This is a genomic window from Janthinobacterium sp. HH106 (assembly GCF_001758725.1).
In the GTDB taxonomy this organism is placed as follows: Bacteria; Pseudomonadota; Gammaproteobacteria; order Burkholderiales; family Burkholderiaceae_D; genus Janthinobacterium.
Genome location: NZ_LRIC01000008.1, coordinates 1 through 23,842, shown reverse-complemented (window position 1 = coordinate 23,842; position 23,842 = coordinate 1). Strand labels below are relative to the sequence as shown.

Below are 23,842 nucleotides of genomic sequence, written 5' to 3'. Positions count from 1 at the left end.
TGCGGATCAGGCCAGCGTGGTAGCCAGTAAATGGCGCAGATTGCAGTCGCGCTGCCAGTCGCGCCGTTCCTGCGTGCTGGTGGCCAGCGCCGCCAGTTCCTCGGCGCTGAGCGCCTGCTGCGCCTGCACCATGCGGTGCGCCAGGCCGCCGTCGGGCAGCACGGTGCCGAAGAAGGCCACGTTATCTTCGTGCTGGATCAGCAGGGTGGGGAAGTTGTCGATGTCGAGGTCGCCCACCACGTCGGCCTGGTCTTCGATGTCGATCCAGACGAAGACGGTGTCCGGATGGCGCGCGGCCAGTTCCTCGAACGTGGCGCGGTAGCTGCCGCAAGTGCCGCACCACAGCGCGCACAGGCAGGCCACCGTCCAGCGCGGGCCGGCCAGGGCTGCCGCGACGTCGGCGCGGTTATCGGTCGTGAGGGTCAGGCTGTGCATGGCTGTATATATTAGTAGGCTGATGGGCGCGGGGCGCCCGATGCGCGTATTCTACCGCGCCCGGCCCCCGCGGTCCCGAGAATGCATGAGCTTGTTTATGGGTGTTTTTTGATGCAATACACCTTTCTGGTGGATAATGCTGATAATTGCGCGCTGATTACGCTGGTCCATGCTGTTTCCTGGCCCCGCAGCCTGACCCCCTCCAGTCTGTTTTCATGCCCTGCCCGGTGTCAGCGCTCCCGCCTTTGTTTATTTTTATTATGGAATTAGCCAGCTTATGTTGAGTTACCGCCACGCCTTTCACGCGGGTAATCACGCCGATGTGTTGAAACATTATGTGCAGATTCAGTTATTGCAATACCTGAATCAAAAAGATACCGCCTATAGTTATATCGATACCCATTCCGGCGCGGGCGTGTATGCGCTCGACGGCGGTTATGCCTCGAAAAATGCCGAGTACGAAACGGGCATCGCGCCCCTGTGGGACCGTACGGACTGGCCGGCCTCGCTGGCCGAGTACATGAAGCTGATCAAGGAAATGAATCCGAGCGGCAAGATGCGCTACTACCCGGGTTCGCCGTACTGCGCCGACAAGGTCAGCCGCGAGCAAGACCGTCTGCGCCTGTTCGAACTGCATCCTGCCGATGCCAAGATTCTGGCTGACAACTTCCGCAAGGTCGAGGCGCATGCGCTGGCCCAGGGCGAGCGTCCGACCGTGCGCGGCAAGCGCGTGCTCATCACCAAGGCGGACGGTTTCCAGAGCCTGAAAGCCCTGCTGCCGCCGCCATCGCGCCGCGCGCTGGTGCTGATCGACCCGCCATACGAAGACAAGATGGATTACCGCAAGGTCAAGGACACCCTGGCCGACGCCCTCGTGCGCTTCCCGTCCGGCATCTACGCCGTCTGGTACCCGGTGCTGCAGCGCATGGAATCGCGCCAGTTCGCCGACAAGCTCAAGCAACTGCCCAGCTCGGACTGGCTGCACGTGACCCTGACCGTCAACACGCCGTCGCCGGACGGCTTCGGCTTGCACAGCAGCGGCATGTTCATTTTGAACCCGCCGTACACGCTGGAGCCGATGCTGCGCGAAGTCATGCCCTACCTGGTCAAGGTGCTGGGCCGCGACGATGGCGCCAAGTTTGTGCTGGAAACGGGCAAGGGCGGACAGAAAAATACGGGCACACGTCGCGTATAGTGACTGTCGTAGTGAGGTAATACAAACGCCACGGTGCAGTCGACCATGGCGTTTTTTATTGGCTGGCGAGGAATTACTGTCCCAGCAGCAAGAACACGGTCGGTTTCTTGTGGAAGTCCGGCGCCTTGCCGGCGGCCAATTGTTTCTTCCACTGTCCGCCATTCCACGTCTGCACGTTTTCCGAGTCCAGGCTCAGGTCGGTGGCGACGCAGATCAGGGTTGACGGCGCGCATTGCGCCACGAGGGCTTCGAGCATGGCGGCGTTGCGGTATGGCGTTTCGATGAACAGCTGAGTTTGCTTTTCATTGCGCGAACGGCTTTCCAGTTCCTTGATGCGCTTGGCGCGCAGGGCCGCGTCCGTGGGCAGGTAGCCATTGAAGGCGAAGCTCTGGCCGTTCAAGCCGCTGGCCATCACGGCCAGCAGGATCGACGACGGGCCCACCAGCGGACGCACTTTAATGCCGTGCTGATGCGCCAGGCGTACCAGGTCGGCGCCGGGGTCGGCCACGGCGGGCACGCCCGCCTCCGACACGAGGCCCGCATCGCGTCCCGCCAGCAGCGGTGCCAGCAAGCCGGCCAGCGCTTGCGCCGGGGTATTGACGTTGAGTTCGGAAATCGTGATTTCCTGCAGCGGCTTGGCCAGCGGATGCTGGTTGCCGATCAATTTCAGGAAGGCGCGCGCCGTCTTGGCGTTTTCCGCAACGAAATAATCGAGTTGCGAGGTGATCTGCCGCACCTGCTCGGGAATGATGCGGGCCAGCGGGTCGATGGCGCCTTCGGACAGGCCGAGGTGGTTGGGGATCAGGTACAGGGTGCCGGTCATGGATTTTAGTCAGTCATGTTAGTACCCCAACGTCAAACTGCCGGGGTCAGTCCCTTCGGGATCGGAGTGTGCTCCATTGGAGCGCACTCCCCCGTCGGGTCTGACCCCAGATGTTGCCGTTAGGGGTATTTTAAATTTTAAAAAACGCCACGCCCGCCTTGCGCAGCATGCCGGTGAGGGCGATCAGCGGCAAGCCGGTGAGGGCGGTCGGGTCGGTGCTGTCGATGCGTTCGAGCAGGGCGATGCCCAGGCCTTCGTTCTTGGCGCTGCCGGCGCAGTCGTACGGCTGCTCGATGCGCAGGTAGGCGTCCAGTTCCGCGTCGGGCAAGTCGCGCACGGTGACGAGGGTCTGGATATCTTCCACCTGCGCCACTGCCGGCGTCTGGCGGCCATCGAGCAGGCACAGGGCCGTGTGGAACACGGTCTGGCGCCCGCGCATGGTTTGCAGTTGGCGCAGGGCATAGTCATGGTTGCCGGGCTTGCCGATCTGCGCGCCGTCCAGGGTGGCGACCTGGTCGGAGCCGATGACGAGACTGCCGGGATAGCGGTCGAGCACGGCCTGCGCCTTGGCCTGCGCCAGGCGCAAGGCCGTGGCGCTGGGGCTTTCGCCTGGCAGGGGGCTTTCGTCGAGATCGGGCACGGCCACCTCAAAAGGCAGGCGCAGGCGTTGCAGCAATTCCTTGCGGTAGGTCGAGCTCGATGCAAGAATCAAGCGCAATGGGGCGGAAGTTGGTATCATTCGGTAGTGGATGGCGGCCGGCATGGCCGCGCAGGTCGATGTCAGTGGGATTTCACGCAAATTCCAGGGCGCAGAGCCCATAACTGAGGCTCCATGCGGCATGACGGTGTTGATGAAGTTGTCATGTTGATGGCAATGATTGCGTCAAAAAAGATGCTTAGCCTTTGACTCCGTGCTAAAAACCCTGTTATTATCGCAGGTTTTCCGGGGAAATTTTCTACCAATGAATGCTTTTGTGATCGACGCCTTTGATTTTTGTCGTATCAGCGGGAGCCGCGAGGGTGTAACTCCTGTCGCTGAAATGACCCGGTTGACCAAGGATTGTGCAGATAATTCCGGCGAGATCGCCTGGAAGATCGTCGGCGGCACCAGCAAGCTGGGCTACCCACAACTGACCTTGTCGGTCAACGGCACCGTTCAGCTGGTTTGCCAGCGCTGCCTGACTCCGTATGCTTACGCAATTGATTCGACGACCACTCTGATGCTGGGCAAGGATGACGAGCACGCAGACGAGATCGAAGAAATCATCAACGATGAATTGATCGACGTGATCGTCGGCAGCCGCAGCATGGATGCCGCGGCCCTGATCGAAGATGAAGCCTTGCTGGCCCTGCCGCAGGTACCCAAACACGACGTCTGCCCCGATACGGCGCAGCTCGATGCTCTCAAGTCTGAAAAGAAGTCGCCGTTTGCGGCACTGAAAGACTTGAAGCCAGAATAAGTAGTGTAAGAAAGGAAGCCTTAAAAAACCGTAGCGAGCGGCCCGATATCGTCTTGAGTAGCGCAAGCGTACGAAGGTACGCTGAGCAACGCCGAGGCGATAGCGGGAAGCGCAGTAGGTTTTTTATGCTTCCTGTAAAGAACGTGTCAAACGCGTGTAGTAATCGAGTATGGCAAGTGTAGTGAAATGTAATTGTAATAAACGATGTCGGTCCGGGCTATTTTCGGGTAGTCTTTGCCGCTGGGATACTCGATTCGCATGTATTTGCCAATCGATTGTGCTAAAATTTTAGAACTTATGTATTAGGAGTCATCATGGCAGTTCAACAGAACAAGAAAACCCCTTCCAAGCGCGGCATGCACCGTTCGCACGACTTCCTGGTCGCGCCGCAATTGAGCGTCGAGCCAGTTACCGGCGAAACACACATGCGTCACCATATCAGCCCTAATGGCTTCTATCGTGGCCGTAAAGTGTTGAAGACCAAAAACGACGAGTAATCGACGTTTTTGTTGGGTAAGATGAAAGCGGTGTTGCGTGGTTATTCGGCGTGGCGCCGCTTCTTCTTTTTTATCGGCTGCAATTCATCTTGCACACCCGTCATTTTGAATCACGCTGTCCAGGCCTGTGCATGACATGCTGCGCCCTGCATATGCTCCAGTCCGATTCACATCTTGCCGCACGCCCGCAGCGGTATTGAATCAACACAAATGACAATCAAAATTTCTATCGACTGCATGGGCGGAGATCACGGTCCCTCAGTCACTATCCCCGCAGCAATTTCCTTCGTAAAACATGAGCCTGAAGCCGAACTGATCCTTGTTGGATTGGAAGACGTGATTCGTGCCGAACTGAAGAAACATAAAGCCGACACGCATCCGCGCCTGTCGGTATTGCATGCCTCCGAACAAGTTACCATGGACGATCCCCTGGAAGTGGCCCTGCGCCGCAAGAAGGATTCCTCCATGCGCGTGGCCATCGAACAGGTCAAGAGCGGCGTGGCGCAAGCCTCCGTTTCCGCCGGTAATACGGCAGCCCTGATGGCCGTGTCGCGCTACGTATTGAAAACCATGTCCGGCGTCGACCGCCCGGCCATCTGCAGCATCTTGCCGAATCAAAAGAACGGCCCGACCTACATGCTGGACCTGGGCGCCAACGTCGATTGCGAACCGCATCACTTGCACCAGTTCGCCATCATGGGCTCCGTGCTCGTGTCCGCCATGGAGGGTATCGAACGTCCCACGATCGGCTTGCTGAACGTGGGCACGGAAGATATCAAGGGCAATGAAGTGGTGAAACTCACCTCGAAGCTGCTGCAGGCCGACCACGAGCGTGGCGCGCTGAACTTCTACGGCAACGTGGAAGGCAACGATATCTTCAAAGGCACGACCGATATCGTCGTCTGCGACGGTTTCGTCGGCAACGTGACCCTGAAGGCCATCGAAGGCCTGGCGCGCTTCATGAAAGACGTGCTCACTTCCGAATTCAAGCGCAATCCGATTACCATGCTGGGCGCGCTGATCGCCCGCGGGGCCCTGAAAGCCATCGGCAACCGTTTGAATCCTTCGCGTTACAACGGCGCCAGCCTGCTGGGCTTGCGTGGCCTCGTCTTCAAGAGCCATGGCAGCGCCGATGCTTATTCCTTCGAATGGGCCTTGCGCCGCGCCTTTGATGCGGCAAAAAATGACGTGCAAGCGCACTTGGCCAGCCTGATCGCCGAGTTGATGCCGCGCACGCCAGTTCCGGATGAACCTACATCAACAAGCTCTACCATTTAGTGGACGGGTACTTGCATGACTGTTTTTAGCAAAACTTACAGCAAAATTATCGGTACCGGCAGCTACCTGCCGGAGAAGCGCGTCACCAACCAGGACTTGACCGAACAGCTGGCCGCCAAGGGCATCGAGACGTCGGATGAATGGATCGTGTCGCGCAGCGGCATCTCGGCGCGCCACTACGCGGCGCCAACGCAAAACTCCTCGGACCTGGGCGTGGAAGCGGCCAAAAAGGCCCTGGACATGGCCGGCCTGAACGGCAACGACCTGGACCTGATCATCGTCGCCAGCTCGACCCCCGACTTCTTCGGCAGCTTCCCCAGCACCGCCTGCATCGTGCAAAACAAGCTGGGCATCACGAACAATTGCGCCGCCGTCGACGTGCAAGCCGTCTGCAGCGGTTTCGTGTATGCGGTGGCCACGGCCGACAGTTTTATTCAATCGGGCATGCATAAAAACGTGCTGGTGATCGGCGCCGAAGTGTTTTCGCGCATCCTCAATTTCGACGATCGCGGCACTTGCGTGCTGTTCGGCGACGGCGCCGGCGCCATCGTCATGACGGCATCGAAAGAACCGGGCATTCTGGCCACCAAGCTGCACGCGGACGGCCGCCATTCGAACATCCTCAGCGTGCCGGGCAGCCTGGCTGGCGGCGCGCTGGACGGCAGCGCCTTCCTGTACATGGATGGCCCGGCCGTCTTCAAGCTGGCCGTGTCCGTGCTGGAAAAGGTCGCGCACGAAGCCCTCGAACACGCCAACATGACGTCGGACCAGATCGACTGGCTGATCCCGCACCAGGCAAATATCCGCATCATGAACAGCACGGCGAAGAAACTCGGTTTGCCGCTGGACAAGATGGTCGTCACCGTCGACCAGCATGGCAACACTTCGGCCGCTTCGATCCCGCTGGCGCTCGACATCGCCGTGCGCGATGGCAGGGTCAAGAAGGGCGACAACGTCATGATGGAAGGCGTGGGCGGCGGCTTTACCTGGGGCGCCGTGCTGGCGCGCATGTAATCCCGCAACACTATTAAAAAAACGGAGTCGACATGACACAATTTGCATTTGTTTTCCCAGGCCAAGGCTCGCAAGCGATTGCGATGCTCGATGGTTTCGCCGGCAACCCCGTGGTTGCGCAAACCGTCGCCGAAGCGTCGGACGCCCTGCAATGCGACCTGGGCAAGCTGATCGCCGAAGGTCCGAAGGAAGAGCTGGACCTGACCACCAATACGCAACCGGTGATGCTGACGGCGGCCGTGGCCTTCTACCGCGCCTGGCTGGCGGCCGGCGGCCCCGTGCCGACGGTCGTGGCCGGCCACAGCCTCGGTGAATATTCGGCGCTGGTCGCCGCTGGCGTGATCTCGTTCAAGGATGCCGTGCCGCTCGTGCGTTTCCGCGCGCAAGCCATGCAGGAAGCCGTACCGGTAGGGCAGGGCACGATGGCTGTCGTGCTGGGCCTGTCGGATGATGACGTGCGCGCCGCCTGTGCGGAAGCGGCGGCGGAAAACCCGGCCTTGGTGGTCGAGCCCGTCAATTTCAATGCGCCGGCGCAAGTGGTCATCGCCGGCCACACGGCGGCCGTTGAGCGCGCCTGCGAACTGGCCAAGGCCAAGGGCGCCAAACGCGCCATGAAGCTGCCCGTTTCCGCGCCATTCCACTCGTCGCTGCTGAAACCGGCATCGGACCGCTTGCGCGAGTACATGGCCGGCCTGACGTTCGCCGCGCCGCAGATCGCCCTGATCAACAACGTCGACGTGGCCATCGTCAACGACGTCGCCGGCATCAAGGATGCGCTCGTGCGCCAGGCAGCCAGTCCCGTGCGCTGGGTGGAAACCATGCAAAAAGTGGCGGCAGACGGCATCACGCAAGTGATCGAATGCGGCCCGGGCAAGGTCCTGATGGGCCTGGCCAAGCGCATCGATCCCGTGCTGGTGGGCGACGCCATCGTCGACCAGGCTTCGCTGGAACGCATTTTGACGCAGCTCAAATAAACATCAGATCGCGGCAGCCTGCCTGCCGCGCTTGCTTTTAAGGATACTCATGAATTTAGCAAATCAAGTCGTGCTGGTCACGGGCGCCTCGCGCGGCATCGGCCGCGCCATCGCCACCGAACTGGGCAAACAGGGTGCTACCGTGGTTGGCACCGCCACCTCGGAAAGCGGTGCGCAAGCGATCACCGATTACCTGGCCGCCGAAGGCGTCACGGGCAAGGGCCTGGTCCTGAACGTGACCGATGCGGCGCGCTGCGCAGCCGTCGTCGATGAAGTGCAGAAAGCCTACGGCAGCCTGTCCATCCTCGTCAATAACGCGGGCATTACGCAAGACCAGCTGGCCATGCGCATGAAGGATGAAGAGTGGGACAGCGTGATTTCCACGAACCTGTCGGCCGTCGGCCGCCTGTCGCGCGCCGTACTGCGCGGGATGATGAAAGCCAAAACTGGGCGTATCATTAATATCACGTCGGTGGTGGCGTCGTCGGGCAATCCGGGGCAAATGAATTACGCGGCGGCCAAGGCCGGCGTGGAAGGCATGAGCCGCGCCCTGGCGCGCGAAATCGGCAGCCGCAACATTACCGTGAACTGCATCGCCCCTGGCTTCATCGATACCGACATGACCAAGGCCCTGAGCGAAGAGCAGCACGCGGCCCTGTTGACGCAAATTCCCCTGTCCCGCCTGGGCAAACCGGAAGACGTGGCGGCGGCGGTGGCCTTTTTGGCCTCGCCGCAAGCGGCCTACATCACGGGCACCACCCTGCACGTGAACGGCGGTATGTACATGAATTGATGTGAAAGCTAGACGGGGCGGGCGTTTGTGGCATCATTCAATGGCCGTTTTTGTCTATAATCGCATCTTTTAGCAGCAGCTTCGGTCGAATTAGCAGCAGACACCGAAATTAGTATTCGGACGCGCAAACCTGATAAAATGCGCGCACTTTCCGTAACACACACTTTGGAGCCATAACATGTCGGATATCGAACAACGCGTTAAGAAAATCGTCGCTGAGCAACTGGGCGTTGCAGAAGCAGACATCAAAATCGAATCCTCCTTCGTCGACGATCTCGGCGCCGATTCCCTGGACACCGTGGAACTGGTCATGGCCCTGGAAGACGAATTCGAAATGGAAATCCCTGACGAACAAGCTGAAAAAATCACCACCGTGCAACAGGCGATCGACTACGCCACCGCACACGTCAAGGCCTAAGCCTGTCTGACCGACTTCAGGAGAATCGCTTGAGCCGTTCTAAAAACCGTCGTGTTGTTGTCACCGGCCTGGGCTGCGTTTCACCTGTCGGCAATACTATTGCCGAGGCGTGGGGCGCAATCATTGAAGGTAAATCCGGCATTGCCACGATTACCAAGTTTGATGCACAGCCATTCACCACGCATTTTGCCGGTGAAGTCAAAGGCTTCAATATCGAAGAGTATATCTCCGGTAAGGAAGCACGCCATATGGATACCTTTATCCATTACGGCATGGCTGCCGGCATCCAGGCGATGCAGGACTCCGGCCTGGAAGTGACCGAAGAAAACGCCGAGCGCATCGGCGTGATCATCGGTTCCGGTATCGGCGGCTTGCCGCTGATCGAGGAAACCAAGTCCGAGTACGAAAAGCGCGGTCCGCGCCGTATCTCGCCCTTTTTCGTGCCTGCCTCGATCATTAACATGATCTCTGGCAACCTTTCGATCAAATATGGTCTGAAGGGCCCGAATCTGGCGATCGTGACGGCGTGTACCACCGGTTTGCACAGCATCGGTGCCGCAGCGCGCATGATCGAGTACGGCGATGCCGACGTCATGATCGCCGGTGGCGCTGAATCGACCGTGTCGCCGCTGGGCCTGGGCGGTTTCGCCTCGGCGCGCGCCTTGTCGACCCGCAACGACGATCCGGCAACGGCATCGCGTCCGTGGGATACCGACCGCGACGGCTTCGTGCTGGGCGAGGGCGCTGGCGTCATGGTGCTGGAAGACTACGAGCACGCGGTGGCCCGTGGTGCCAAGATCTATGCCGAAGTGCATGGTTTCGGGATGAGCGCAGATGCTTATCACATGACCTCGCCGCTGGAAGATGGCAGCGGCGGCAGCAAATCGGTGATCGCGGCCCTCAACAACGCCGGCTTGAACGCGGATCAGATTCAGTACCTGAACGCGCACGGCACGTCGACCCCGCAAGGCGACGTGGCGGAAGTGATGGGCATCAAACGCACCTTCGGCGAGCACGCCAAGAATCTGGTTGTCAACTCGACCAAGTCGATGACGGGCCATTTGCTGGGCGGCGCGGGCGGTCTGGAAGCGGTGTTTACGGTCCTGGCATTGCACCATCAGGTGTCGCCACCGACCATCAACATCTTCAACCAGGATCCGGCTTGCGATCTCGATTTCTGTGCCAACACGGCGCGGGATATGAAGATCGATTATGCAGTGAAGAATTCGTTCGGCTTCGGCGGCACGAATGGCACACTGATTTTCGGTAAAGCGAAATAAGCAGGAACTTTCAAGCGCTCGCTACGGTCAAATCGTAGTGAGCGCTGATTCGGCGCCAACGTTCGTTGGCGCCTGAATTTGCCCGGCATGTTGCCGGCGCGCCTTTTTTTTCCCATGAAGTATGTCAATCGCAGTAGCGGCTGTCATTCGCACGCCTGTCTGTTTGCGTCTGTTGCAAGCGGCGCTGGGACTGTGTGCCTTGCTGGCCGCCTGGCCCCTGAGCGGTGCGTGGCGCGCTGCGGCGGTGCCTGGCCAACTGGTGGGCGGCTATGCGCTGGGCTGGCCCGGTGCGTTGCTGAGCACGGCTGGCGGCGTGTTGTTGCTCGCTTTGCTGCGCAGGCGCAGAAAGCCGCAGACGCTTGATATTTCGCCGGTTGGCCAATTGCGGCTGGCGGTATATCTGGAGCATGGCGGAGCGCCAGGGGCGGATGCCGGCGGGGTGGCGGCGCCGCCCGGCCCGGGGCCGTCGCCGCCGTCAGGACTGCGTCTGTTGCCGGGCTCGACCCTGTGGCCGTCGCTGCTGGTGCTGTGCCTGGCCGATGCCGCGGGGCGGCGCACGCAGGTGCTGGTGCAGCGCGGCGGCGGCTGCCCCGCCTTCCGCCCGCTGGCCGTGGCGTGCCGGGCCATTGCGGCGCGGAGTGGGGACGAATAAAAGTGGGGCGAACACTGAACTTCTTGCAGCGGGCCAACTCTATATCCATACAGGCGCCCACGCTGCATGACTACAGGGACATTGGGCGTGAGGACAGAGCGCGAGTATGATCAGTTACTGGTCGAGCGGGTGCAGGCTGGCGACAAACGGGCATTCGATGTGCTGGTATCGAAATACCAGCGCCGCTTGATGCGCCTCGTGTCGCGCCTGGTGCACGACCCGGCGGAGGCCGAAGATGTGGTGCAGGAAACCTTTATCAAGGCATACCGGGCGCTGCGCCATTTTCGCGGCGATGCCGCCTTTTATACTTGGCTGTACCGCATCGGCATCAATACGGCCAAGAATTATCTCGTCACGCAGGGGAGGCGCGCCGCCACGTCCAGCGATGCCGACGCCGAGCAGGCCGAGTCCTTCGATGATGGCAATAAATTGCGTGACAACAATACACCGGAATCGGTGCTGGCGAGCAAGCAGATTGCGGCCACCGTCAATGCGGCCATGGATGTGCTGCCCATCGAATTGCGCACGGCCATCGTGCTGCGCGAGATCGAGGGCCTGAGCTATGAAGAAATATCGGAGATCATGGCGTGCCCCATCGGCACCGTGCGCAGCCGGATTTTTCGCGCGCGCGAAGTGATTGCGGAAAAATTGAAACCGTTGCTGGACATGCCAATTGACAAGCGCTGGTAATCTGAAGAGTATGAGGTTGGCATGGCTGCGCCCGGTTTTCGCACCGATCCTCTTGAAATGGCAGGACCCATCATGGATACGCACACACGATTGCACGAGACTATTTCCGCCCTGGCCGATGGCGAGCTGGCGGCGAGCGAACTCGAACTGGCTTTTGCCGCCCTCGACACGGATGAGGGGAGGCAAGCCTGGAATGTCTATCGCCATATTGGTGACGTGCTGCGCTCGGAGCAGTGCGGCCATGCACTGAGCGCCCAGTTCGATGCACGCCTGGCCAGCCGCCTGGCCGCCGAGTCGGCGCCTGCCCATGCGGAACCGCTGCTGCCCCTGTCCGCCGCCATCGTGCCGCCGGGTGCAGCCGAGCCGCTGGAGGCGGGGCCGCTGGCGCAGCGCTAGGGCGTTTCGCCATCTTATGCCAGGCTTAACGTTCCTGTCGCCCTCTTGACACTGGCCTTCGGTACGATTGACACTGTGTGCAGGCAATATCTTGCTTTTGCGATATATTGTTGCTGCCATGCGCGCAACCGGATGGGTTTGCCCCGGGGACGCCGTCATGACGGCCAATCGTGCACGCAGGCAATCGCCTGATTCGCGTTTTGATCCGTTTATATATTCGAAGAGATCCTTTCCATGAAAAAAAACATGTGTGCCGCCAGCAAGTCGTTTTCAGTAAAGACGCTTTCCGCCTTATTGTTCGGTACCGCTGGCGTGTTTCTGGCTCCCACCATGCTGGGCCTGGCGCCACAGGCGCAGGCCGCCGTGCCGGCAGTGAAACTGCCTGATTTCTCGGACCTGGTCGACGCCGTTGGCCCGGCCGTGGTGAATATCCGCACCACCGAACGCCTGAGAATGGGCGGCGCCGGCGCCGGCAGTCAGGATGAGCAGGAAATGCAGGAATTCCTGCGCCGCTTCTTCGGCGGCACCATGCCGACGCCGCGCCAGCAGGCGCCGCGTGGCGGCCGCCGCGCCGTGCCGCAGGAACAGGAAGTGCAGCGCGGTGTCGGTTCCGGCTTCATCATCTCGGCCGATGGCTACGTGCTGAGCAATGCCCACGTGGTCGATGGCGCCGACGAGGTTTACGTGACGCTGACGGACAAGCGCGAATTCAAGGCCAAGGTGATCGGCGCCGATGCGCGCACCGACGTAGCCCTGCTGAAAATCGAGGGCGGCAACCTGCCGCGCCTGACTATCGGCGATTCGAACAAGATCCGCGTGGGCGAATGGGTGATCGCCATCGGCTCGCCGTTCAACCTGGAAAACACGGTGACGGCCGGCATTATTTCCGCCAAGTCGCGCGACACGGGCGACTACCTGCCGTTGATCCAGAGCGACGTTGCCGTCAATCCCGGCAACTCGGGCGGTCCCCTGATCAATATGCGCGGCGAAGTGATCGGCATCAATTCGCAGATCGCTACCCTGTCCGGCGCCTACAACGGCATTTCATTTGCCGTGCCCATCGATGAAGCCATGCGCGTAGGCGAGCAGCTGAAAAAGACGGGCAAGGTCGTGCGCGGCCGCATCGGTGTGCAGATCGGCGAAGTGAGCAAGGACGTGGCGGGATCGCTGGGCTTGCCGAATGCCAAGGGCGCGCAAGTGTCGATGGTGGAGCCGGGCGGTCCGGCCGACAAGGCGGGCATCAAGCCGGGCGACATCATCCTGAAATTCAACGGCGCGCCGATCGAGCGTTCGTCCGACCTGCCGCGTCTGGTGGGCGGCGCTCCCGTCAACGGCAAGTCCACGCTCACCGTCTGGCGCAAGGGTGCGCAGCAGGACATTCCCGTCACCGTCGTCGAACTGGAAAGCGAGAAAACGGCGAAGAAGGGCGCCAGGGAGCCGGAAGCGCAAGCCGTCAATGCACTGGGGCTGAAGGTCAGCGACGTGCCGGCCGCGAAGAAACAGGAATTGAAGATCGACGCCGGCGTGCAGGTTGACGAGGCCGATGGCGTGGCCGCTCTGGCCGGCCTGCAGCCTGGCGACGTGATCTTGCAGCTGAATAACGTTGCCGTGAAAGACGCCAAGCAGTTCAACGCCCTCGTGGCCAAGCTCGATCCGAAAAAGACGTCGGCCGTGCTGGTGCGCCGTGGCGACGTAGCGCAATTCGTTTCGCTGCGCCCGTCGGCGAAGTAAGGTTCTGATTCACCTGCATCCCGGCTGTGGCCGGGATGCCTTTTTCTCTTTTCCATGCACTTCACGCTCTATTCCCGCAGTTATTGCCACCTTTGCCAGGACATGCTCGACGCCTTGCTCCTGCTGCAGCCGCCCGGCAAACCGTTCACGGTGGAGGTGATCGACATCGACGCCTCGCCCGACGCCTCCCTGCTGGCCCGTTTCGACGAGCTGGTGCCGGTGCTGTTCGGCGACCTGGCGCAGCCCGAGCTCTGCCATTATTTTCTCGACGAGGCGGCCGTGCGGCGCAGCCTGATGTAGTTTAACTGTCAATATTGACACTGCATTGCACCATTCTGGTGCTGAAAACAGCCGAAAATATCGGCTTGCCCCGGTGCCGGCCTCATAAGACGGGCTTTCTACTCTGAAATCCGGTAAAATGGGGAGGTCGAAAAAGCTACTGTCCGAGGCAGCAGCTTCTGTCGCTTCAAAAGCGCTCGCCTGGGCATGCAGATGTCCTGCTCGGAGCGCTTTTTTCATCATGAGTGGGGCGCCTGGTTTTGGCCCTGTTTGGCCCGGACATGATCCCCCTGATTCCTGTTAAAGCAGTGTCGTCAACTTCGCACTTATATTAGTTAATGAACAACATACGCAACTTCTCCATCATCGCCCATATTGACCACGGTAAATCGACCCTGGCTGACCGCATCATTCAATTGTGCGGCGGCTTGTCCGACCGCGAGATGGAGGCGCAGGTGCTCGATTCGATGGATCTGGAGCGCGAGCGCGGCATTACCATCAAGGCGCAAACGGCGGCCCTGCACTACAAGGCGCGCGATGGCCAGATCTACAACCTGAACCTGATCGATACGCCCGGCCACGTCGACTTCAGCTATGAAGTGTCGCGCTCGCTGTCGGCGTGCGAAGGCGCGCTGCTGGTGGTGGATGCATCGCAAGGCGTGGAAGCGCAAACGGTCGCCAACTGCTACACGGCGCTGGACCTAGGCGTGGAAGTGGTGCCCGTCCTGAACAAGATCGACTTGCCGAACGCGGATCCACCGAGCGCGATTGCCGAGATCGAAGACGTGATCGGCATCGACGCGGCCGACGCCGTGCATTGCTCGGCCAAGACGGGCTTCGGCGTGCTGGACGTGCTCGAGCAGCTGATCGTCAAGGTGCCGCCACCGAAGGGCGACCCCGATGCACCGCTGCAGGCGCTGATCGTCGACTCCTGGTATGACGCCTATGTGGGCGTGGTCATGCTGGTGCGCGTGATCAACGGTACCCTGAAACCGAAAGACAAGATCCGCCTGATGGCCACCGATTCGGTGCAGCTGGTGGAAGACATCGGCGTGTTTTCGCCCCGTTCGCAATCCTTGCCGCAGTTGTCGGCAGGCCAGGTGGGCTTCATCATCGCCGGCATCAAGGAATTGAAAGCGGCGAAAGTGGGCGATACCGTCACTCTGGCCAACCGTCCTGCCGCCGCGCCATTGCCTGGCTTCAAGGAAGTGCAGCCGCAAGTGTTCGCCGGCCTGTTCCCCGTGGAAGCGAACCAGTACGACGCGCTGCGCGACTCGCTGGAAAAGCTGAAACTGAACGATGCGGCCCTGATGTACGAGCCGGAAGTGTCGCAGGCGCTGGGCTTCGGCTTCCGCTGCGGCTTCCTGGGCTTGCTGCACATGGAAATCGTGCAGGAGCGCCTCGAACGCGAATTCGACATGGACCTGATCACCACGGCGCCAACCGTGGTGTACGAAGTGATCCAGCGCGACGGCACCATGATCAACGTCGACAATCCGTCGAAGATGCCCGATCCGTCGCGCATCGAGGAAGTGCGCGAGCCTATCGTCACGGTCAATCTGTACATGCCGCAGGAATACGTGGGCTCCGTGATCACCCTGTGTATCGGCAAGCGCGGCATCCAGATGGACATGAGCTACCACGGCCGCCAGGTCAAGCTCGTGTATGAAATGCCGATGGCCGAGATCGTGCTGGACTTCTTCGACCGCCTGAAATCGACGTCGCGCGGCTATGCCTCGATGGATTACGAGTTCAAGGAATACCGCGCGGCCGACGTGGTCAAGGTCGACATGCTGATCAACAGCGAAAAAGTCGATGCGCTGGCCATCATCGTTCACCGTTCGAACAGCCAGTACCGTGGCCGCCAGGTGGCTGCCAAGATGCGCGAACTGATTCCGCGCCAGATGTTCGATGTGGCCATCCAGGCGACCATCGGCGCGAACATCATTTCGCGCGAGAACGTGAAAGCCTTGCGCAAGAACGTCCTGGCCAAGTGCTATGGCGGCGATATCAGCCGCAAGAAGAAATTGCTGGAAAAACAAAAAGCGGGTAAGAAACGCATGAAGCAAGTGGGTTCCGTGGAGATCCCGCAAGAGGCATTCCTGGCAATTTTACAAGTGGATGGTTAATCAATGAACCTGCAAGTGATTTTAGGAAATTTCGCTTTAATCCTGTTCGTGCTGATGGTGTTGACGGGCCTGGTCTGGTGCCTGGATGTATTTTATCTGTCCAAGCAGCGCCGCAAGGCGGCCGACCGTGCCCTGGCCGAGTTCGATGAGCGTCAAGCGAAGTCGTTGGCTGAAGGCATCAAGTCCGATGGTAGTAGCAGCCGCCGCGCCGCCATCGAGGCAGATCTGTTGCGCCAGCCGACCTGGGTCGAGTATTCGGGCAGCTTCTTTCCCGTCATCGCCCTCGTGTTTTGCCTGCGTTCGTTCCTGTACGAGCCGTTCAAGATCCCGTCGAGCTCGATGGTGCCGACCTTGCTGGTCGGCGATTTGATCCTGGTAAACAAGTTCACCTATGGCATTCGTTTGCCGATCGTCAACAAGCGCATCATTGAAGTCAATGATCCGCAGCGCGGCGACGTGATGGTGTTCAAGTATCCGAAAGATATGTCGCAAGACTATATCAAGCGCGTGATCGGGGTGCCCGGTGATAAAATCACCTATGAAAACAAGCGCTTGACGGTCAACGGCAAGGAAGTGGCGTACACCCCGCTGGACGACTACCTCGATGACGAAAGCACGGTCTACCACAAGCAGCTGGAAGAAAACCTGACGGGCGTGAGCCACCGCATCCTCAACGACGAGCCCGCTCCCACGTTGAACTTGCGCGAAGTGAAGGATTTCCCGCACAAGGAGGCGTGCAACTACAACGAAGACGGCTTCACGTGTGTGGTGCCACAAGGCAATTACTTCATGATGGGCGATAACCGCGACAATAGCGCGGACAGCCGCTACTGGGGTTTCGTGCCGAACGAGAATATCGTCGGCAAGGCTTTCCTGGTGTGGATGAACTTCAGCAATCCGAAACGCGTGGGCGGCATACACTAAGCCGGCCTGGTCTGTAATGGACCAACCATGGCTGCCGCGCCGACTCCCCGCGCGGCGGCCAGCCGAATTACTCAGATGACACAGAAACAACAATGAATCTTCAGCTATTGCAAACCCGTTTAGGCTATACGTTCCAGGATGCTGGCCTGTTGCAGCAAGCCTTGACGCACCGTAGCCACAGCAGTTTGCATAACGAGCGGCTGGAATTCCTCGGCGACTCCATCCTCAACTGCGTGGTCGCCTCCATCCTGTACGAACGTTTCAAGACCATCGACGAGGGCGACCTGTCGCGCTTGCGCGCCAACCTGGTCAAGCAGCAGTCGCTGTATGAAATCGCGCAAAAGCTGGAATTGTCGCAATTTTTGCGCCTGGGCGAAGGCGAGCTCAAATCGGGCGGCTTCCGCCGTCCGTCGATCCTCGCCGACACGCTGGAAGCCTTGCTGGGCGCCATCTTCCTCGACACGGGTTTTGACGCCGCCAGCACGGTGATCCGCGCCTTCTACATTCCCATCCTCGACTCGGTCGATCCGCAAACGCTGGGCAAGGATGCCAAGACCCTGCTGCAGGAGTTTTTGCAGAGCAAGAAAATTTCGCTGCCACAGTACAACGTGGTGGCTACCCATGGCGCCGCCCACAGCCAGGAATTCGAGATCGAATGCCTGGTGCCGAAATTGAACATCCAGGTTTACGGCCGTGGCGGAAGCCGCCGCGCCGGTGAGCAAGCCGCCGCCAAACTGGCGCTGGACGTGGCCGAGCAGGCGCTGTTGAAGTCGCCTGCCGCCAGCCGCAAGCCCAAACCGCGCGCCGCCCAGCTCAAGCTGGCCGGCATTGCCACCATCCAGAGCGACGACGCGCCAGCCCCGGCTGCCCCGGCGATCGCCGCTCACACTAAACAGAATCGACACTAGCATGACAGCCACCAAAATGCCCGACAACTTCCGCTGTGGCTATATCGCCATCGTGGGCCGCCCCAACGTGGGCAAATCGACCCTGATGAACGTGCTGATCGGCGCGAAGGTCAGCATCACTTCGCGCAAGGCGCAAACCACGCGCCACCGCATCACGGGCATCCAGACGGTGCCGGACGCGCAATTCATCTACGTCGACACGCCCGGCTTCCAGACGCGCCACTCGAACGCGCTGAACAAGACGCTGAACAAGACCGTCACGAACACGCTGATTTCCTCGGACGTGATCCTGTACGTGATCGAGGCGGGCACGTTCGGCCCGGCCGACCAGCAAGTGATGGACCTGCTGCCGAAGGAAGTGCCGTGCATCCTCGTCATCAATAAATCGGACAGGGTCAAGGACAAGGCCGTGCTGCTGCCGTTCGCGCAAAAGATCGCCGCCATGCGCGACTTCGCCGCCATTGTTCCTGTGTCCGCCAAGCTGCATTTCCAGCTGGAAGGCCTGCAGAACGAGATCAAGCGCTTCTTGCCGGAAAACCAGCCCATCTTTGGCCCGGACGACATCACGGACCGCAGCGAGAAATTCCTCGCCTCGGAAATCGTGCGCGAAAAACTGTTCCGCTTCGTCGGCGACGAACTGCCGTACACGAGCACCGTGCTGATCGAGAAATTCGAGCAGGAAGGCGATTTGCGCCGCGTGTTCGCCGCCATCCTGGTCGAGCGCGATACGCATAAATCCATGATCATCGGCAACAAGGGCGCGCGCCTGAAGGAAGTCTCCACCCAGGCCCGCCTGGATATGGAAAAACTGTTCGGCGGCCCCGTGTACCTGGAAATCTGGGTCAAGGTCAAGTCGGGCTGGGCCGACAACGAGGCGGGCTTGCGCGCCTACGGCTACGAGTAATCCGCAACCCGGGGGCGACACCACACGCATGAGCACCACCACGCCAGCGCTGCACGATCCCGCGCCAGCCTCACCCGTTGTCCCCGCGCCGGCGGCCATCGCGCCGCCGGCCGCACCTTCCGCAGCACCCCGGCGCAGCCGTCCGCCCGCGCGCGACGGTCGCATCACGGGCCAGCCAGCCTTCGTGCTGCACAGCTATCCGCATAAAGAAACCAGCCTCATCGTCGACGTGTTTACGCGCGAGTACGGCCGCATCGCGCTCGTCGCCAAGGGCGCCAAGCGGCCCCATTCGCAGTTGCGCGGCGTGCTGCAGACGTTCCAGCCGCTGCAGGCGGGCTGGACGGGCAAGTCCGAACTGCGCATCCTGACGGGCGCGGAATGGGTGGGCGGCATGCTGCCGCTGGAAAAGACGGCCCTGCTGTGCGGCTTCTATCTGAACGAATTGCTCGTCAAACTGCTGGCGCGCGACGATCCGCATCCCGTCCTGTTCGACCACTACGTTGCCACCTTGAATCAACTGGCGCACAATGAGCCGCCGCCCATCGTGCTGCGCAAGTTCGAGCGCGCGCTGCTCAAGGAAACGGGCGTGGCGGCCGACCTGACGCGCTGCACGGGCACGCGCCAGGCCGTCGAAGCGGGGCAGGTATACGTGGTCGACCCGGAACGGGGACCGCGCCCGGCGCGCGCCGCCGACGCCTGGCCCAAGATCACGGGCAAGACCCTGCTCGACATGGAGCGCGAAGATTATTGTGACCTGGCCACGCAGGCGCAAAGCAAGCTGCTGATGCGTTTTTTGCTGGCCCATCAACTGGGAGGCGCCACCTTGAACACGCGCCAGATACTGATCGATTTAATGCAGTTGTAGCGGTTGCGCTACAGCACTTTACGGATACCATCACTATGAGCTTTTTGCAGCCTGCCGGCCCCGTCATCGACCTGGGCGTCAACATCGACCACGTGGCCACCTTGCGCAATGCGCGCGGCACCGCGTATCCGGACCCGATCCGCGCGGCCTTGCTGGCCGAACAGGCGGGCGCCGACGCCATCACCCTGCATTTGCGCGAGGACCGCCGCCACATCAAGGATGCGGACGTGATCGCCATCGCGCCGCAGTTGCTCACGCGCATGAACCTGGAAGCGGCAGTGACGCAGGAAATGATCGACTTCGCCTGCGGCATCCGCCCGGCCGACGTGTGCCTGGTGCCGGAAAAACGCACGGAAGTGACGACGGAAGGGGGCCTGGACGTGGTGCGCTACTTCAAGGAAGTGCAGGCTGCCGTGCAGCAGCTGCAAGGCGAGGGCATCCGCGTGAGCCTGTTCATCGATGCCGATGAGCAACAGATCGCCACCGCCGCCGAACTCGGTGCGCCCGTGATCGAACTGCACACGGGGCGCTACGCCGATACGCAAGGCGCGGAACAGCTGGCGGAGCTGGAACGCATCAAGGCCGGCGTGCTGTTCGGCGTGGGCCGCGGCTTGAAGGTCAATGCGGGCCACGGCTTGCATTACACCAATGTGCAGGCGATTGCCGCGATTCCCGATATTGCCGAACTGAACATCGGCCACGCCATCGTCGCCCATGCCGTGTTTGTCGGCTGGGAAAACGCCGTGCGCGAAATGAAGGCCATCATGGTGGCCACGCGCCTGGGCTACAGGGCCTGACAAGGGAGCTCGGCGTGATTTACGGCATCGGCACCGATATCTGCAAGATTCCCCGCATCGAGGCGGCCCTGGCGCGCCACGGCGAGCGTTTCGCCAAAAAGATACTGGGACCGCAGGAGCTGGAAAAATTCCGCGCCCGCAGCGCCAAGAATGCCGTGCGCGGCGTGCGTTTTCTCGCCACGCGCTTCGCCGCAAAAGAAGCGTTTTCCAAGGCCATCGGTCTGGGCTTGCGCATGCCGATGACGTGGCCCGCCGCGCAGATGCTGAACCACCCCAGCGGCAAGCCGATGATCGTCTGCAGCGGTGTGCTGGCGGATTTCATGGAAAAAAACCGGTTGAGCGCGCAAGTGACGATCAGCGATGAAGAAGAATATGCGGTCGCGTTCGTGATCGTGGAGCAAGCAGTGCAAGAATGAGCCAGCAATGACCGAAGCAAGCCCAGAACCTTCCTTGGCGGAAACGCCACCCGACCCGCGCGCGCAGGTGCTGGCCACCGTTGCCAAGCTGCCGAACCTGCCCGGCGTGTACCGCTATTTCGACGCCGCCGACAAGGTGTTGTACGTCGGCAAGGCACGCGACCTGAAAAAACGCGTGTCCAGCTATTTCCAGAAAAACCTGGCCAGCCCCCGCATCGCCATGATGGTCGAGCGCATCGCGCGCCTGGAAACGACCGTCACGCACAGTGAGGCGGAAGCGCTGATCCTGGAAAACAATCTGATCAAGGCGCTGCAGCCGCGCTACAACATCCTGTTCCGCGATGATAAATCGTACCCGTATCTGAAAATCACCAATGGCGACGCGCCGCGCATGGTGTATTACCGGGGTGCGGTGGACAAGAAAAACCAGTATTTCGGGCCGTTCCCCAGTTCCTGGGCCGTCAAGGAATCGATGCAGATCCTGCAAAAGGTGTTCCTGATCCGCACCTGCGAGGACAGCGTCTACGCCAACCGCACGCGGCCCTGCCTGCTGCACCAGATCGGCCGCTGCAGCGCGCCGTGCGTGAACCTGATCAGCAAGGAAGATTATAAAAACGACGTGGAAAACGCGGCGCGCTTCCTGCGCGGGCGCCAGAGCGAGGTGATGGCCGACCTGGAAAAGAAGATGCACGCGTTTGCCGCCGAACTGAAATTCGAGCAAGCCGTGGTGGTGCGCAACCAGATCGCTTCGCTGTCGCGCGTGCTGCACCAGCAGAGCATGGAGACGACGGGCGACGCCGACGTCGACATCATCGCCGTGCTGGTCCAGGGCGGGCGCGCCTGCGTCAACCTGGCCATGGTGCGGGGCGGGCGCCACCTGGGCGACCGCGCGTATTTCCCCAGCCAGCTCAGCGATGCGGCGGCGATTGCCGAAGAAGCCATCGAGGTGGAGGTGCTGGCTGCCTTCCTGGCCCAGCACTACACGGAAAAATTCATTCCCGGCACCCTGATCCTGAATATCGAATTCGACCAGCCGGCCCTGATGGTGGCGCTGATGGAGCAGTGCGGCCACCGCATCAACCTGATCTTCCAGCCGCAGGGGCAGCGCCGCCAGTGGCTGGAAATGGCGCAGAAGGGCGCCGAGATTTCGCTGGCGCGCCTGTTGTCCGAGCAGGGTTCGCAGCAGTCGCGCACGCGCGCGCTGGCCGAGGCGCTGCGCCTGGAAACGGAAGACCTCGACAGCCTGCGCGTCGAGTGTTTCGACATCAGCCACACGCAGGGCGAAGCGACGCAGGCCTCGTGCGTCGTGTTCCACCACCACGCCATGCAGAACGGCGAATACCGGCGCTACAACATCAACGACATCACGCCCGGCGACGATTACGCGGCCATGCGCCAGGTCTTGATGCGCCGCTACGAAAAGGTGGCCAATGGCGACGGCGTGATGCCCGACGTGGTGCTGATCGACGGCGGCAAGGGACAGATCGAAATGGCGCGCCAGGTGTTCGCCGAGCTGGGACTCGATATCAGCTTGATTGTCGGCGTGGCCAAGGGGGAAGGGCGCAAGGTGGGCCTGGAAACCCTGCTGTTCGTCGATGGCCGTCCGGCGCAGGAACTGGGCAAGGAATCGGCGGCGCTGATGCTGATCGCGCAGATCCGCGACGAGGCGCACCGCTTCGCCATCACGGGCATGCGCGCCAAGCGGGCCAAGACGCGCCAGACCTCGCGCCTGGAAGAGATCGAAGGCATCGGCGCCAAGCGCCGCCAGAAACTGCTGTCGCGCTTTGGCGGCTTGCGCGGCGTGGTCGACGCCAGCGTCGAGGACCTGATGTCGGTGGAGGGGATTTCCACGCAGCTGGCGGAAGAAATCTACAAGCAGCTGCATTAATGAACAGGTGGCCTGGTCCGGCGCTGCGGCAACCGGACTAGGCTAATACCCCGGGGCCATGTAGACTAGTGGCGCTTTCTTCACGCTTTCTTCATGCTCAATTTACCCGTCGGCCGATTGCTCTCTTATGCCTTTTAATATTCCCATCCTTTTGACCTGGCTGCGCGTGGCCCTCATCCCGCTCGTCGTCGGCGTGTTTTACCTGCCGCCGTCGATGCTGCTGCATGGCGACCAGAACCTGGTTGCCACCCTGGTCTTCATCGTTGCGGCCGTGACCGACTGGTTCGACGGTTTTCTCGCGCGGCGCTGGAACCAGACCTCGGCCTTCGGCGCCTTCCTCGACCCCGTGGCCGACAAGCTGATGGTGGCGGGCGCCTTGCTGGTGCTGGTGCAGCTGGACCGTGTCAATGCCGTGCTGGCCTTCATCATCATCGGCCGCGAAATCACCATTTCCGCCTTGCGCGAATGGATGGCGCAGATCGGTGCATCGAAATCGGTGGCCGTCAGCTCGATCGGCAAGATCAAGACGGCCGCGCAAATGACGGCCATTCCCTTGCTGCTGTACCACGAAGTGATCTTCGGCGCGATCGACACCCATGTGTGGGGCGAGAAGCTGCTGTGGATCGCCTGCGTGCTGACGGTGTGGTCGATGTTCTATTACCTGCGCCTGGCATGGCCGCTCATCAAGGAAAAAGCGGGCAATTTGCATTGAGGTGATGGACGCCGATAGCATTGGGCTGGCGTCTTTTTAACCCAAACGCAAGAGCTGGGGTCAGACCCAAAGGGTCTGACCCCAAATATTTTGCAAAAGACCAGATATTGCCCGTTGACAGCCCCTGTAATCCCTCTATAATGCTGGCCTGTTGTTGATGACGCGGGAGTAGCTCAGTTGGTAGAGCGCAACCTTGCCAAGGTTGAGGTCGAGAGTTCGAGACTCTTCTCCCGCTCCAGTTTTCTGGATCGTGTCATAGGTAAAAACAGCAAATGCAGTAAAAAGTAGTACTGGCGATGTAGTAGAGCTTCTGATACAATGTTGTCCACTGCGGGAGTAGCTCAGTTGGTAGAGCGCAACCTTGCCAAGGTTGAGGTCGAGAGT

General features: G+C 60.8%; 26 protein-coding genes and 1 tRNA gene. 24 read left to right on the top strand and 3 right to left on the bottom strand.

Features of this window, described 5'->3' with window-relative positions:
- Positions 1-6 precede the first annotated feature (6 nt).
- A complete protein-coding gene (locus JAB8_RS04440) occupies positions 7-435 on the bottom strand; it encodes a thioredoxin family protein (RefSeq protein ID WP_070288662.1) in 429 nt (142 codons plus the stop codon).
- Positions 436-712: 277 nt separating this feature from the next.
- Between JAB8_RS04440 and rlmJ the strand changes: the two genes are divergently transcribed.
- Positions 713-1,630 carry a 23S rRNA (adenine(2030)-N(6))-methyltransferase RlmJ gene (gene rlmJ, locus JAB8_RS04435; protein ID WP_070288661.1) on the top strand — a complete coding sequence of 306 codons (918 nt, stop codon included), beginning with the start codon at positions 713-715 and terminating at the stop codon, positions 1,628-1,630.
- Between the two features lie 73 nt (positions 1,631-1,703).
- Here rlmJ and JAB8_RS04430 read toward each other — a convergent pair whose 3' ends face one another.
- On the bottom strand, positions 1,704-2,453 hold the full coding sequence (locus JAB8_RS04430) for an SAM-dependent methyltransferase (protein WP_070288660.1): 750 nt from the start codon (positions 2,451-2,453) through the stop codon (positions 1,704-1,706).
- 130 nt (positions 2,454-2,583) lie between these two features.
- Entirely contained in the window at positions 2,584-3,192 is a 609-nt protein-coding gene (locus JAB8_RS04425) for a Maf-like protein (RefSeq protein ID WP_070288805.1), read from the bottom strand.
- Between the two features lie 223 nt (positions 3,193-3,415).
- Here JAB8_RS04425 and JAB8_RS04420 point away from each other — a divergent pair, with 223 nt between their 5' ends.
- The 23 genes from JAB8_RS04420 (at position 3,416) to JAB8_RS04310 (ending at position 23,696) form a co-directional block, all read left to right on the top strand.
- Positions 3,416-3,913 (top strand): DUF177 domain-containing protein, encoded by a 498-nt coding sequence (locus JAB8_RS04420; RefSeq protein ID WP_070288659.1) that lies wholly within the window; start codon positions 3,416-3,418, stop codon positions 3,911-3,913.
- 314 nt (positions 3,914-4,227) lie between these two features.
- On the top strand, positions 4,228-4,410 hold the full coding sequence (gene rpmF, locus JAB8_RS04415; protein ID WP_034749653.1) for a 50S ribosomal protein L32: 183 nt from the start codon (positions 4,228-4,230) through the stop codon (positions 4,408-4,410).
- A gap of 210 nt (positions 4,411-4,620) precedes the next feature.
- Positions 4,621-5,688: a phosphate acyltransferase PlsX gene (gene plsX, locus JAB8_RS04410; RefSeq protein ID WP_035820253.1), complete on the top strand. Its 1,068-nt coding sequence runs from the start codon at positions 4,621-4,623 to the stop codon at positions 5,686-5,688.
- Between the two features lie 15 nt (positions 5,689-5,703).
- Entirely contained in the window at positions 5,704-6,702 is a 999-nt protein-coding gene (locus tag JAB8_RS04405) for a beta-ketoacyl-ACP synthase III (RefSeq protein ID WP_070223881.1), read from the top strand.
- A 32-nt stretch (positions 6,703-6,734) separates the two neighbouring features.
- A complete protein-coding gene (fabD, locus tag JAB8_RS04400) occupies positions 6,735-7,676 on the top strand; it encodes an ACP S-malonyltransferase (protein WP_070223879.1) in 942 nt (313 codons plus the stop codon).
- 49 nt (positions 7,677-7,725) lie between these two features.
- Positions 7,726-8,469, top strand: a complete 744-nt coding sequence (fabG, locus tag JAB8_RS04395; RefSeq protein ID WP_070223877.1) for a 3-oxoacyl-ACP reductase FabG — start codon at positions 7,726-7,728, stop codon at positions 8,467-8,469.
- Between the two features lie 178 nt (positions 8,470-8,647).
- Positions 8,648-8,887, top strand: coding sequence for an acyl carrier protein (acpP, locus tag JAB8_RS04390; RefSeq protein ID WP_008449912.1), 240 nt, complete (start codon positions 8,648-8,650; stop codon positions 8,885-8,887).
- Positions 8,888-8,916: 29 nt separating this feature from the next.
- A complete protein-coding gene (gene fabF, locus JAB8_RS04385; protein WP_070223875.1) occupies positions 8,917-10,167 on the top strand; it encodes a beta-ketoacyl-ACP synthase II in 1,251 nt (416 codons plus the stop codon).
- A gap of 121 nt (positions 10,168-10,288) precedes the next feature.
- Entirely contained in the window at positions 10,289-10,819 is a 531-nt protein-coding gene (locus JAB8_RS04380; protein WP_139142943.1) for a hypothetical protein, read from the top strand.
- A 66-nt stretch (positions 10,820-10,885) separates the two neighbouring features.
- Positions 10,886-11,509, top strand: a complete 624-nt coding sequence (gene rpoE / locus JAB8_RS04375) for an RNA polymerase sigma factor RpoE (protein ID WP_070223871.1) — start codon at positions 10,886-10,888, stop codon at positions 11,507-11,509.
- A 72-nt stretch (positions 11,510-11,581) separates the two neighbouring features.
- Positions 11,582-11,905 carry a sigma-E factor negative regulatory protein gene (locus JAB8_RS04370; protein ID WP_070288657.1) on the top strand — a complete coding sequence of 108 codons (324 nt, stop codon included), beginning with the start codon at positions 11,582-11,584 and terminating at the stop codon, positions 11,903-11,905.
- A gap of 234 nt (positions 11,906-12,139) precedes the next feature.
- Positions 12,140-13,636 carry a DegQ family serine endoprotease gene (locus JAB8_RS04365; RefSeq protein WP_070288656.1) on the top strand — a complete coding sequence of 499 codons (1,497 nt, stop codon included), beginning with the start codon at positions 12,140-12,142 and terminating at the stop codon, positions 13,634-13,636.
- 54 nt (positions 13,637-13,690) lie between these two features.
- Positions 13,691-13,936, top strand: a complete 246-nt coding sequence (locus JAB8_RS04360; RefSeq protein ID WP_070288655.1) for a glutaredoxin family protein — start codon at positions 13,691-13,693, stop codon at positions 13,934-13,936.
- A 317-nt stretch (positions 13,937-14,253) separates the two neighbouring features.
- Positions 14,254-16,044 (top strand): translation elongation factor 4, encoded by a 1,791-nt coding sequence (gene lepA, locus JAB8_RS04355; RefSeq protein WP_070223864.1) that lies wholly within the window; start codon positions 14,254-14,256, stop codon positions 16,042-16,044.
- A gap of 3 nt (positions 16,045-16,047) precedes the next feature.
- Positions 16,048-16,968 carry a signal peptidase I gene (gene lepB / locus JAB8_RS04350; protein WP_070288654.1) on the top strand — a complete coding sequence of 307 codons (921 nt, stop codon included), beginning with the start codon at positions 16,048-16,050 and terminating at the stop codon, positions 16,966-16,968.
- Positions 16,969-17,060: 92 nt separating this feature from the next.
- Positions 17,061-17,876, top strand: a complete 816-nt coding sequence (gene rnc, locus JAB8_RS04345; protein WP_070223860.1) for a ribonuclease III — start codon at positions 17,061-17,063, stop codon at positions 17,874-17,876.
- A 1-nt stretch (position 17,877) separates the two neighbouring features.
- Positions 17,878-18,780, top strand: coding sequence for a GTPase Era (era, locus tag JAB8_RS04340; RefSeq protein ID WP_034749612.1), 903 nt, complete (start codon positions 17,878-17,880; stop codon positions 18,778-18,780).
- A 28-nt stretch (positions 18,781-18,808) separates the two neighbouring features.
- Positions 18,809-19,645 carry a DNA repair protein RecO gene (recO, locus tag JAB8_RS04335; protein WP_070288653.1) on the top strand — a complete coding sequence of 279 codons (837 nt, stop codon included), beginning with the start codon at positions 18,809-18,811 and terminating at the stop codon, positions 19,643-19,645.
- Between the two features lie 35 nt (positions 19,646-19,680).
- Positions 19,681-20,442, top strand: a complete 762-nt coding sequence (gene pdxJ, locus JAB8_RS04330) for a pyridoxine 5'-phosphate synthase (RefSeq protein ID WP_070288652.1) — start codon at positions 19,681-19,683, stop codon at positions 20,440-20,442.
- A 14-nt stretch (positions 20,443-20,456) separates the two neighbouring features.
- Positions 20,457-20,858: a holo-ACP synthase gene (acpS, locus tag JAB8_RS04325; protein WP_070288651.1), complete on the top strand. Its 402-nt coding sequence runs from the start codon at positions 20,457-20,459 to the stop codon at positions 20,856-20,858.
- A 7-nt stretch (positions 20,859-20,865) separates the two neighbouring features.
- Positions 20,866-22,746, top strand: coding sequence for an excinuclease ABC subunit UvrC (gene uvrC / locus JAB8_RS04320; RefSeq protein WP_070288650.1), 1,881 nt, complete (start codon positions 20,866-20,868; stop codon positions 22,744-22,746).
- Positions 22,747-22,873: 127 nt separating this feature from the next.
- On the top strand, positions 22,874-23,458 hold the full coding sequence (pgsA, locus tag JAB8_RS04315) for a CDP-diacylglycerol--glycerol-3-phosphate 3-phosphatidyltransferase (RefSeq protein WP_034749601.1): 585 nt from the start codon (positions 22,874-22,876) through the stop codon (positions 23,456-23,458).
- A 162-nt stretch (positions 23,459-23,620) separates the two neighbouring features.
- A tRNA-Gly gene (locus JAB8_RS04310) sits at positions 23,621-23,696 on the top strand.
- Positions 23,697-23,842 lie beyond the last annotated feature (146 nt).

Coding starts and splice junctions, on each gene's coding strand:
- JAB8_RS04430 (WP_070288660.1), bottom strand. CDS start 2,453: ATGACCGGCACCCTGTACCTGATCCCCAACCACCTCGGCCTGTCCGAA.
- pgsA (WP_034749601.1), top strand. CDS start 22,874: ATGCCTTTTAATATTCCCATCCTTTTGACCTGGCTGCGCGTGGCCCTC.
- rpmF (WP_034749653.1), top strand. CDS start 4,228: ATGGCAGTTCAACAGAACAAGAAAACCCCTTCCAAGCGCGGCATGCAC.
- acpP (WP_008449912.1), top strand. CDS start 8,648: ATGTCGGATATCGAACAACGCGTTAAGAAAATCGTCGCTGAGCAACTG.
- recO (WP_070288653.1), top strand. CDS start 18,809: ATGAGCACCACCACGCCAGCGCTGCACGATCCCGCGCCAGCCTCACCC.
- JAB8_RS04405 (WP_070223881.1), top strand. CDS start 5,704: ATGACTGTTTTTAGCAAAACTTACAGCAAAATTATCGGTACCGGCAGC.
- fabG (WP_070223877.1), top strand. CDS start 7,726: ATGAATTTAGCAAATCAAGTCGTGCTGGTCACGGGCGCCTCGCGCGGC.
- JAB8_RS04360 (WP_070288655.1), top strand. CDS start 13,691: ATGCACTTCACGCTCTATTCCCGCAGTTATTGCCACCTTTGCCAGGAC.
- plsX (WP_035820253.1), top strand. CDS start 4,621: ATGACAATCAAAATTTCTATCGACTGCATGGGCGGAGATCACGGTCCC.
- JAB8_RS04420 (WP_070288659.1), top strand. CDS start 3,416: ATGAATGCTTTTGTGATCGACGCCTTTGATTTTTGTCGTATCAGCGGG.
- rlmJ (WP_070288661.1), top strand. CDS start 713: ATGTTGAGTTACCGCCACGCCTTTCACGCGGGTAATCACGCCGATGTG.
- era (WP_034749612.1), top strand. CDS start 17,878: ATGACAGCCACCAAAATGCCCGACAACTTCCGCTGTGGCTATATCGCC.
- uvrC (WP_070288650.1), top strand. CDS start 20,866: ATGACCGAAGCAAGCCCAGAACCTTCCTTGGCGGAAACGCCACCCGAC.
- lepB (WP_070288654.1), top strand. CDS start 16,048: ATGAACCTGCAAGTGATTTTAGGAAATTTCGCTTTAATCCTGTTCGTG.
- rnc (WP_070223860.1), top strand. CDS start 17,061: ATGAATCTTCAGCTATTGCAAACCCGTTTAGGCTATACGTTCCAGGAT.
- JAB8_RS04440 (WP_070288662.1), bottom strand. CDS start 435: ATGCACAGCCTGACCCTCACGACCGATAACCGCGCCGACGTCGCGGCA.
- fabD (WP_070223879.1), top strand. CDS start 6,735: ATGACACAATTTGCATTTGTTTTCCCAGGCCAAGGCTCGCAAGCGATT.
- rpoE (WP_070223871.1), top strand. CDS start 10,886: ATGACTACAGGGACATTGGGCGTGAGGACAGAGCGCGAGTATGATCAG.
- JAB8_RS04365 (WP_070288656.1), top strand. CDS start 12,140: ATGAAAAAAAACATGTGTGCCGCCAGCAAGTCGTTTTCAGTAAAGACG.
- lepA (WP_070223864.1), top strand. CDS start 14,254: ATGAACAACATACGCAACTTCTCCATCATCGCCCATATTGACCACGGT.
- JAB8_RS04425 (WP_070288805.1), bottom strand. CDS start 3,192: ATGATACCAACTTCCGCCCCATTGCGCTTGATTCTTGCATCGAGCTCG.
- JAB8_RS04380 (WP_139142943.1), top strand. CDS start 10,289: ATGTCAATCGCAGTAGCGGCTGTCATTCGCACGCCTGTCTGTTTGCGT.
- JAB8_RS04370 (WP_070288657.1), top strand. CDS start 11,582: ATGGATACGCACACACGATTGCACGAGACTATTTCCGCCCTGGCCGAT.
- pdxJ (WP_070288652.1), top strand. CDS start 19,681: ATGAGCTTTTTGCAGCCTGCCGGCCCCGTCATCGACCTGGGCGTCAAC.